We start from the raw sequence: 10,165 nt of genomic DNA, 5'->3' as shown, positions 1-10,165 counted from the left end.
GGGGGGGGTGTTTGCGGCACCCGGTGCGCGGGGGGGGGGGGGGGGTCCGGGCCGCGCCCCCCCCACGGCCCGCTCTCGTTCTCCGGCCCCTCCGCCGGTGCGCGTTCACGCGGCGCCCGTCGGACCGCCCGCCGCCCCGCCGGGCCCCGCGGCGGGAGAACGCACGCGGTCGGTTCCGTGTACATATGTAGTACCTGGAATGCCGGCTCGCCGCGCGTGCGCCCCGGAGCCCGACAGCCGACCGCCCCGCCCGGCGCACGGCCGGGCGGGGCGGTGTCCTCGGGCCGGATCAGGTGTTGACGCGCACCGCACCGGCGTAGTTGGAGGTGCGCACCGGTGTGACGCGCACGTTCAGCCCGGTCCGGGGCGCCTCCAGCATCATGCCCTCGCCCAGGTAGATCGCCACGTGCGAGATGTAGTCGGGGGCGGTGGGGTCCGAGCGCCAGAACAGCAGGTCGCCGCGCTGGATGTCGTCGAAGGCCACGCGCTCCCCGGCGTTCCACTGGTCGTGGGTCACCCGGGGGATGGACACGCCCGCCTCGCGGAAGGCCCACTGGAGCAGGCCCGAGCAGTCGAACCCGACGTTCGGGGTGGTGCCGCCCCACACGTAGGGGACCCCGAGCTGGCTCTCTGCGTTGGCGATGACCTGCTCGATCACCGAGGAGGGCACGGCGTCGCCGGAGACGAGGGGCTCGGGGGCGTCGGCCACGAGCTGGAGGGAGACCTCCTCGCCCAGGGCCTCGGCCAGCGCCTCGTGCAGCTCCCAGAGGTCGGCCTCGGGAGCGGAGACCACCAGGGCGTTGCCCTCGGGCATGCCCAGCTCGGCGGCCCGCTGGCGCGAGACGAGGGCGTCGATCCCGGCGATGCCGGAGGTGGCGTGCGTCCACACCTCCAGGGGGATCTCGCCCCGGCCGCCCGCGACGGTGACCCGGCCGCCGACCTCCAGGCCGCGCGCGGTGCCGACGTCGTTGGACAGGGCGATGTGGCCCTCGGCCACCCCCTGCCAGATCTCGTCGGACTCCGCCGAGGGCTCGGGCGCGTGGTTGCGGAAGCTGGAGGGGTTCACGCCCAGGACCGAGGTGGGCTCGCCGTCGATCTCCACGCGGGCGGCGTCCACGGTCAGGACGCTCCGAACGCCCTCGATCGCGCGGACCGCCGAGACGGCCCCGCGGGGCAGGGTGTGCGGGGCGACGGCGAAGTACTCGACGGTGCGCGCCTCCCGGAAGGGGGCCACGTAGGCGTCGCGCCGCAGCTCGGAGACCCGCGAGACGTCGGGGGTGCGGCCGGTGCCCGACCCGGCGCCCTGGCGCGGGTCGGTGCCGCTGGGTGCGTCCTGGGCGAGCTGTTCGCTGATGGGGGGGCGCTGCTCCACCACCGGGTCCGCCCAGGCGGGGGAGGTTCCGAAGGCGGTGAAGGCGACCGCCACGGCCGCGGTGGTGCCCGCACACGTTCTCAAACGGCTCCGCACGGGGGGATCTCACCTTTCTGTGAGCCGTCCGGGGGCGGGGGAACCCCTGCGGCGCACGGCCTGTCGACAACTTGTCCGGATCCAAGAATGGGCGTACCGGGACGACTTTGCAAGAAGCCCACGCGCTCCGATATCCAACGTCCACGTCCCGGAGGTTCAACCGTTGGTGAGGGAGGCGTAGTTGCGCGTGACGACCGGGGCGAGCGGGAAGCGCACCGGTGTGTCGCCGAAGAGGACGGCGCGGGTGCGGGCCTCGGCGCCGGCGACCGCCCGCACCACCACGTCGGCCATGTCGGCGGGCACGTGCAGCACCACCTCGTCGTGGACGAAGAAGACGATCCCCGCGCCCTCGGGCATGGCGGGCAGGAGCTGGCGCAGCGCCGCGAGCAGGACCAGGGCCCACTCGGCGGCGGTGGCCTGCACGACGAAGTTGCGGGTGAACCGCCCCTGGGCGCGGCGGCGGCGCTCGCCGCCGGCCCCGGCGACGGCGGCCTCCCAGCCGGGCGGGACCGGCGAGGTGCGGCCCAGCCAGGAGCGGACCACGCCCCCGGCCTCCCCGGTGCGCGCGGCGGCGTCCACGTACTCCAGGGCGCGCGGGTACAGGCGGCGCATGGTGGCCAGCAGGGGCGCGGCGTCCCCGGAGGTCTGGCCGTACATGGCGGCGAGCATGCCGATCTTGGCGCGCTGGCGGTCCCCGCCCACCTGCGCGGCCAGCCGCGCGTAGAGGTCCTCCTCGGCCGCCGCGGCGGCGAGGGCGCCGTCGCCGGAGACCGCGGCGAGCACACGGGGTTCGAGCTGGCCGGCGTCGGCGCGGACCAGGACCCAGCCGGGGTCGGCCTCCACCGCCCGCCGGACCGACCTCGGAATCTGGAGGGCTCCGCCGCCCCGGGTGGCCCAGCGGCCGGAGACCACCCCGCCGACCACGTAGTCGGGGTGGAAGCGGCCCAGGGTCCGGCCGTCGGGGCCGGGCCTCCGGCGCACCCAGGTCTCCAGCCAGGCCCAGCCGTTGGCCGCGTGCAGGCGGGAGAGCTCCTTGTAGCGCAGCAGCAGGGGGACCACCGGGTGGTCGACCCTCTCCAGCACCCAGGATCGGGTGGACTCCACCGGGTGGCCGACCCACGCCATGGCCCTGAGGACCTGGGCGGGCGAGTCGGGGTTGACCTCGCGGCCGACGGCCTCGCTGATCCGGGTGACCAGGTCGGCGAGCACGGGCGGGCGCCGCCCCGCCGGTGGCCGGGGGCCGAGGAGTTCGGTGAGGATCTCGTCGTGCGTGTCGGGCCGCCAGGGCAGGCCGTCGTGGCCCATCTCCGCCGCGGCGAGCCCGCCCGCCGACTCCACGGCCGCGAGCAGGCGCATGCGCCCGGGTTCGGGGAGCGCGGCGATGCGGCGCAGCTGGTCGTCGTGGACCTCGGCCAGGGCGGCGAGGCGGTCGGTGCCCGGGGGCAGGGTGGAGCGGTCGGCCTCGAAGAGGGCGGGCTGGGCGGCGGTGCCCTCGCCGAGGGGGCGGACCGGGTCGTCGGGGACCGGGAGCCCGTGCAGGCGGGCCCAGGCCGCGCCCAGGGAGGCGGCCTCTCCGTGGCGGCCGTCGTACCCGAGGAGGAGGGCCTCGGTCAGGGCGGTGTCGTGGCAGCGCGCGACCCGCACCCCGGCCCGGACGAGGTCGGGGTAGAGGTCCTCGCCGGCCGACCACACCCAGCGGGGCGGTTCGGGCCACGCGTGCTCGGCCGCGCGGACGGCGGCGGCCAGGTCGGGGACACGGCGGACCGGGCCGGGGGCCGGGCCCAGTTCCCGGAGCCAGCCGCCGCCCTCGCCGTCGGCGACCACCGCGATCCGCATCCTCCCAGTGTCGCCCCCTCCACCGACAGTCCGGGCTAGCGCTCCGTCCGAGCTCCGGGGCGCACCACGTTGGCCAGTTCCTCCCCCGCGGCCCAGCGGGCGAGCTGGATGTCCATGAAGGCCCGGGCGCGCGGGTAGAAGGCGGCCGACCCCCCGGCGACGTGCGGGGTCAGCAGGACCCCGGGCGCCTCCCACAGGGAGTGGTCCGCGGGCAGGGGCTCGGGGTCGGTGACGTCGAGGGCGGCCCGGACGCGGCCGTTCTGGGCCAGCAGGGCGTCGGTGTCCAGCACCGGTCCGCGGCCCACGTTCACCACGAGCGCGCCGTCGGGCAGCAGGGCGAACTCGGCGGCGCCGAACAGGCCCCGGGTGGCCTCGGTGAGCGGGGTGACCAGCACGACGACGTCGGCGTCGGGCAGCAGGGCGTGCAGTTCGTCGGCCCCGTGCACGTCCTGGCCGGGGCGGGCGCGGCCGGCCACACGCACGACCTCGGCCTCGAAGGGCAGCAGGCGGCGCTCGACCGCCCGGCCGATGCTGCCGTAACCGACGATCACGACCCTCTGGTCGGCCAGGGAGGAGACCGGGCGGGGCGCCCAGCGCCGGTCCCGCTGGTCCAGGGCCCACCGGGGCAGGTCCCGCTGGGCGGCCAGGATGAGGGCCAGGGCGTGCTCGGCGGTGCTGGCGTCGTGGAGGCCGCGCCCGTTGCACAGGGTCACGTGGTCGGGCAGCAGCGGCAGCACGTGCTCGTACCCGGCGGACAGCAGCTGGACCACCCGGAGCGAGGGCATGCGCGCGATCACGTCGAGCCGTTCGTCGGCGCCCTGGGTGGAGGGGGCGTAGGGCACCTGGTAGAAGGCCACCTCGTCCAGGACGTCGGCGGGGGCCGCTCCCCCGGAGTAGAGGTCCACCGTCAGGGAGGCCGGGGCGTTGTCCCGGTTGTGCTCCCACTGCACCAGCGCTCGGCCGCCCATTCCCCCTGGCCCCTTCCCTCGCTTCGTCCTCGCCGTCACCCTAGCGGTGCGGTCGGCACGGGTTCACGCCGAGGCGCGCGCCAGCTCGTAACAGGCGATCGCGGCGGCGGCGGTCACGTTGAGGGAGTCCACGTCGCGGTCGGCCATGGGGATGTGCACCCGCGCGGTGGCCCGTTCCAGCCAGCGGGAGGAGAGGCCGTCGCCCTCGGTGCCGAGCAGGAGCCCGACGCGGTCGCCGGGGTTGAGCGCGGCCATGGCGTCGCGCATGGGCAGGGAGCCCTCGCCCGGGGTGAGCGCCATGAGGTGGAACCCGGCGGCGCGCAGGGTGTCCAGGCCGCCGTACCAGTCGTCCATGCGGGTGTGCGGCAGGGTGAAGACCGCTCCCATGGAAACCTTGACCGACCGGCGGTAGAGGGGGTCGGCGCAGCGGGGCGCGAGCACGACGGCGTCCACGCCCAGTCCGGCGGCGCTGCGGAAGATGGCGCCCACGTTGGTGTGGTCCACCAGGTCCTCCAGGACGACGATGGTGCGCGCCTCGGCCAGCACGTCCCCGAGCGGGGGCAGGGGGCGGCGGTGGAAGGCGGCGAGCGCGCCGCGGTGCAGGTCGAAGCCGACGAGCTGGCGGGCGGTGTCCTCGCTGACCACGTACAGCGGCGCGGCGGAGGCGCGGACCACGTCGTCGAGCGCCTCGGCGCGGCGTTCGGTGAGCAGGAAGCTGCGCGGCGCGAACCCGGCCGCGGCGGCCCGGCGGATCACCTTGTCGCCCTCGGCCATGAACAGCCCGTGCTCGGTCTCCAGGTGACGGCGCAGGTTGACGTCGCGCAGGCGGGTGTAGTCGGCCAGGCGGGGATCCCCGGGATCGCTGACCTTGATGGCGTCCATGGGCAACGATTATCGCCGGTCACGCGCCGGCCGCGCGCGGCGTGCGCCGGAGCGCGGAACGGGCCGTGCGGGCCGCGGCGGACGGGTCACGGGGACGGGGACCCGCGCCCGGATTCAGCTGATCTGGTCGGTGAGGGGGCGCAGGCGCTGCCAGCGGGCCTCCTCGCAGGAGCCCTTGCGGGTGAGGGTCGTGTCGATCTCCTGCCCCTCCCAGGTGCCCACGATGGCGGCCTCCTGGGGGCCGTACACCTTGTCGGTGCACACGGTGCCCTCGCGCACCTCGGTGAACAGCATCGCGCTCCCCGCGAGGTCGGACTCCCCGGTGTCCTCCCCCTCCCCGGCTCCGACGGTCCCGCCGGTGTCGCTGTGGAAGTCCTCGGCGGCGCGGGCGAGTTCGGCGCAGACCTCGGAGTCCTCCTCCAGGTTCCCGGTGCACGAGAGGGTCTGCACCCAGGCCCGGTCGCGATCGCTCACCTGGACCTGCAGGAATCCGACCGGCCCCTGTTCGGGCTGCTCCTCGGGCTCCTCGGTGTCCGGTCCCACCTGGGCGGTCATCGCGGTGGTGGTCTGCACGTCCTGCGGGGGCAGCATCGACGGAGCGACGATCAGCCCGTAGGCGACCGCCCCGGCGCAGCAGGCGCCGGCGAGCAGGGCGGTGCCGAGCGTGCCGTGGCTCCGGTGGTCACGATGCGATGGGGACATGCCAAAAACCCTCGGGGGTCGGTGTCATGGGGCATCCACAGGGGACTGTGGGTCTGGAGCGGATGCGGGGGCAACAGCCTAGCGGGGTGCCTTGCGTACTCCCCGGCATGCACGGTAACAAAGCGGTCACCCCGTCCGGGCCTCCGAGGCTCGCCCGGGGCGGATCCGAGCTCTTCCGCTGGTGCGTTACCAACGAGTAAGGTCCGGTGGGGCAATCGTTCGTACATCGGTCGTCCGTCCTCCACCCCGTGGGACGCGGCCGGACGCGCGGCGGTTCGCCCCGGCCCGCCGCGGGTGCGGGAGATCACCCTCGGCCGCCGCCCGCGCACCGGCCTCTCGGGCGGCTGACGACCGAGGGAGCCGACGTCCAGCTACGCCCCCGGAGTGCCCGTGTCCAGTGGACGCCACCGACTCGCCTCGCCGACCGCCGAGACCACCCGCAGGGTGGCGGGTTCGCCCCTGGCGCTGACCGCGATCGCCGTCGCGCTCATCGCCGTCGCCGCGATCGCCGTTCCGGTGGGGCTGCGGGCGCTCGGCTGCGGCGAGACCCGCTACCTGCGCGTGTCGGCGACCCAGAGCATGGCGCCCGTGCTGCGCGAGGCCGCCACCGAGTTCAACGCCGACGAGCCCCGCTACGACGGTGCGTGCGTGTACGCGCAGGTGGACGAGATCGCGCCGCACCGCATCATGGCGGCCCTGGCGGGCGGCCGGTCGGCGGACTCCACGATCGCCCCGCACGTATGGGTTCCCGAGTCCTCGGCCTGGGTCGAGCTGGCCCGCGTGTCGGAGGGCGGCACGCACGGCATCGAGACCGACCCTCCCTCGCTGGCCAGCTCACCGGTGGTCCTGGCCGCCCCGGCCGGCGCCGAGGGCATGCCCGATCCCGAGGACACCAGCTGGACGCTGGTCCTGCCCGGCGAGCGCGACCCCGAGCGCCCGCTGGTCATGGTCGACCCCAACCGCGGCGCCGACGGCATGACCGTGATGCACGCCGTCCGCCGCCACCTGGGCAGCGGCGACGACGCCGACACCGCGATGACCGACTTCGTCCGCGACGTGCAGCTCGACAGCGCGTTCGGCGAGATCGACCTCACCACCTTCCACACCGGCTCGGCGGCCTCCCGCGAGCGCGTGGACCCGCTCGTCGTCGTCCCCGAGCAGGCGGTGGTGTCCTACAACGCCCGCCGCGCCGACTCCGCCCCGCCGCTGGAGGCGCACTACCCCGCCGAGGGCACGGTCAGCCTCGACTACCCCTACGTCACCACCACCGACGCGCCCGCGCTGCGGTCGGCCGCGGCCGGCCTGTACGAGGTGCTGCGCCGGGACGCCCACCGCTCCCGGCTGCGGGAGCTGGGCTTTCGCGAACCCGACGGCTCGGCCTCCCCGGAGCTGGCGGGCAAGCCGGGACTGACCGCGGAGCGGCCTTCCACGCACGGGGACCTGACCGGGGACGCGCTGCTGGCCTCGGTCACCGACTGGAACCGGTTGTCGATGCCCAGCCGCACCCTCGTGCTCGCCGACACCTCGGAGAACATGGCCGAGGACCTCAACGGGGGTCCGACCCGGATGGAGGTGGCCCGACAGGCGGCGCTCACGGGCCTGTCCCTGTTCCCCGACGAGACCGACATGGGCCTGTGGCTGATGTCGGACGCCTACGGCGTCGACGGCCGTGAGGAGGCCGCGGACCTGCACCCGCTGGGCGCGGCCGAGGAGGGGGACGGGACCACCCGCCGCCGGGAGCTCATCCGGGTGGCCGAGGAGATCGGGGTCCGGGGCGGAGGCTCGCGCCTGTACGACAACATCCTGGACGCCTACGGCGAGGTGCTGGCCGACTACGACGAGGACAAGATCAACAGCGTCATCCTGCTGACCGCCGGACAGGACGAGGGTTCCAGCGACATCTCCCACGGGGAGCTGGTGGCGGCGTTGCAGGACCGCTTCGACCCCCGGCGCCCGGTCAGCATGTTCATCATCGCCTTCGGCTCCCAGGCCGAGGAGGAGGAGCTGCGCCAGATCGCGGAGGCCACCAGCGGTTCGCTGTTCGTCACCGACGACCCCGGGGAGATCGGCGACATCTTCCTCAGCTCCATCTCGCGGCGCCTGTGCGTGCCCGACTGCGACAGCTGAGGCGGCCCGGCCGCGCTCTCCGGAGGGGTGCGGTCCCCGGCGGGCGGCCGGTGCGGACCGGTGGCCGCGCACGGGCTCCGGTCCGGCTCGGAGCGATCTCGATTGGATATCGGAATCGGGTTTCGGTCTGTCCGCTTCCAGGGAGCGGGTGTGCGCGGAACCGGTCGAATACCCCGAGGTAACCGGCCCTGTGCTCAGGTTCACCCCAGAGAGCGGCCCGTTCCCCCGAGGCGTGACCGTTTCCCAGGGCATTTTCTCGGTCTGCACCGTTGAGTACCGTTTCCCACCAGTAACGCACGTGTGGTCGGCCCGTCCGCCGGACCGGGGCGGACGGCAGCTCCCGTACCGCCCGCACCGTGCCACCACATTCCCCCTGTACGGGATCCGTCCGTACACCACCCCGTGAGGAAAGCTGTGGGACGTCACCGCGGAAGATACGCAGAAGAACCCTCCCGTCGGCGCCGCCGCGGCCGCGGCGGCGCCTTCGCCGCACTGGCCGCCGCGCTGGTGATCGTGCTCGGCCTCACGGCGGCGGGCGTCTACATGTTCAACAGCTCCGAGGGCTGCGGCGGCTCCGACCTCACGCTGGACGTGGCGGTCAGCCCCGAGCTGGCCCCGGCGCTGGACGAGGTCGCCTCGGAGTTCAACGCCGAGGAGCACTCGGTGGACGGGCGCTGCGTGTACGCGCAGGTGCGCCAGGTCGACTCCGCCAACGTCGCCTTCGGCATCACCGGCGCGGGCGCCACCATGGGCGACACCGACTCCCACGTGTGGATCCCCGACTCCTCCGTCTGGCCGCGCCTGGTGCAGAGCCAGGCGGGCGACGCCGTCGTCACCGAGACCGGGACCTCCGTGGCCCGCTCCCCGCTGGTCCTGGCCGAACTCGCCGAGTTCGCCGAGGAGGGCGAGGACCCCGGCACCTGGATGGACGTCGTCCCCACCAGCGCGCCGGGCCAGGAGAACGGCCCCAGCGTCCGCGTGGTCGACCCCGCGCGCAGCTCCACCGGCCTGGGCACCCTCTACCTGCTGCACGGCGCGCTGGAGGAGGCCAGCCCCGACACCGACACCTTCAACGCGCACATGACCGCCGCGCTGCAGGCCCTGCACCAGGGCGCCTCCCCCGACGAGGAGGCCGCCTTCCTCGCCCTGAGCGGCGGCACCGCCGACGCCCCGCCCATGATGGTGATGTCGGAGCAGGCGGTGTGGCGGTACAACTCCGCGCACGGCGACTCCGCCGCGCGGGCCAGCTACCTGGAGGGCGGCACCTACTACCTCGACTACCCCTACGTGGTGCGCAGCGAGGAGAGCGACATCGTCCGGGCCGCCGAGGAGTTCCGGGCGGCGGTACGCGGCGAGGGCGCCCGGGAGCGCCTGCTCTCCCAGGGCTTCCGCGGTCCGGAGGGCGAGATCGACACCTCCGTGCTCACCGAGGAGATCGGCTTCTCCGAGGAGGCCCCCGCCGAACTGCCCACCCCGTCGGAGGGCGCCACCAGCGACCTGATCCGCTCCTGGAACCAGCTCAAGATGGACTCCCGGGTGCTCGCGATCGTGGACGTGTCAGGGTCGATGCTGGCCGAGGTGCCCGGCACCGGGATGACCCGGATGCAGGTCGCCAGCGCCGCCGCCACCGGGGGGCTGGAGATGTTCACCGACACCTCCGAGCTGGGGCTGTGGAAGTTCTCCACCAACGTCAACGACGGCCTGCACTACCAGGAGATCGCGCCGATCCGCGAGCTGCAGGCCAGCTCCGACGACGGCACCCCGCACCGGGACGTCCTCGCGGGCGCGCTGGCCTCGCTGGAGCCCCTGCCGCAGGGGGACACGGCCCTGTACGACACCTACCTGGCCGCCTACCAGGAGATGTCGAGCACCTACCGCCCGGACCGGACCAACGTGATCCTCATGCTCACGGACGGGGACAACGACAACCCCGGCGGACTGGAACTGGACGGCCTGCTCACGGAGATCGAGCAGATCGCGAGCCCGGCGCGGCCGATCCCGATCATCACGATCGCGTTCGGGCCGGACGTGCAGAACCTGGAGCCGCTCCAGGAGATCGCCGCGGCCACCGGCGGCGCCGCGTACATGACGGAGGACCCCACCGAGATCGGTGACATCTTCCTCAAGGCGTTCTCCCTGCGGATCTCCGGGAACGGCACCGAGTAGGACGCGGGGGCCGAAA

At 74.4% G+C, this 10,165-nt stretch carries 7 protein-coding genes; 2 read left to right on the top strand and 5 right to left on the bottom strand.

All coding sequences use genetic code 11. The features are described from left to right. Nucleotides 1-289: 289 nt before the first annotated feature. The 5 genes from FYW95_RS26485 to FYW95_RS26465 all read right to left on the bottom strand — a co-directional run bounded on the left by FYW95_RS26485 (nt 290) and on the right by FYW95_RS26465 (nt 5,856). Entirely contained in the window at nt 290-1,468 is a 1,179-nt protein-coding gene (locus FYW95_RS26485; protein WP_201295057.1) for a C40 family peptidase, read from the bottom strand. A gap of 156 nt (nt 1,469-1,624) precedes the next feature. After that, nucleotides 1,625-3,304: a bifunctional 3'-5' exonuclease/DNA polymerase gene (locus tag FYW95_RS26480; RefSeq protein ID WP_159940117.1), complete on the bottom strand. Its 1,680-nt coding sequence runs from the start codon at nt 3,302-3,304 to the stop codon at nt 1,625-1,627. A gap of 35 nt (nt 3,305-3,339) precedes the next feature. Continuing rightward, the gene (locus FYW95_RS26475) at nt 3,340-4,272 is read right to left on the bottom strand and encodes a 2-hydroxyacid dehydrogenase (protein ID WP_159940115.1); all 933 of its coding nucleotides are present in this window, start codon (nt 4,270-4,272) and stop codon (nt 3,340-3,342) included. Nucleotides 4,273-4,335: 63 nt separating this feature from the next. Beyond that, nucleotides 4,336-5,154 carry a TrmH family RNA methyltransferase gene (locus FYW95_RS26470; RefSeq protein WP_159940113.1) on the bottom strand — a complete coding sequence of 273 codons (819 nt, stop codon included), beginning with the start codon at nt 5,152-5,154 and terminating at the stop codon, nt 4,336-4,338. A gap of 114 nt (nt 5,155-5,268) precedes the next feature. After that, the gene (locus FYW95_RS26465) at nt 5,269-5,856 is read right to left on the bottom strand and encodes a hypothetical protein (protein WP_159940111.1); all 588 of its coding nucleotides are present in this window, start codon (nt 5,854-5,856) and stop codon (nt 5,269-5,271) included. A 390-nt stretch (nt 5,857-6,246) separates the two neighbouring features. Here FYW95_RS26465 and FYW95_RS26460 point away from each other — a divergent pair, with 390 nt between their 5' ends. Continuing rightward, nucleotides 6,247-7,983, top strand: a complete 1,737-nt coding sequence (locus FYW95_RS26460) for a substrate-binding domain-containing protein (RefSeq protein ID WP_159940109.1) — start codon at nt 6,247-6,249, stop codon at nt 7,981-7,983. Between the two features lie 414 nt (nt 7,984-8,397). Further along, nucleotides 8,398-10,149: a substrate-binding domain-containing protein gene (locus FYW95_RS26455; protein ID WP_159940107.1), complete on the top strand. Its 1,752-nt coding sequence runs from the start codon at nt 8,398-8,400 to the stop codon at nt 10,147-10,149. The last annotated feature ends 16 nt before the right edge of the window (nt 10,150-10,165 follow it).

It is taken from the genome of Nocardiopsis sp. FR4, assembly GCF_009830945.1.
In the GTDB taxonomy this organism is placed as follows: domain Bacteria; phylum Actinomycetota; class Actinomycetes; order Streptosporangiales; family Streptosporangiaceae; genus Nocardiopsis.
Note: the sequence above shows the minus strand (reverse complement) of the source record. Positions and strands in the feature narration are given on the sequence as shown.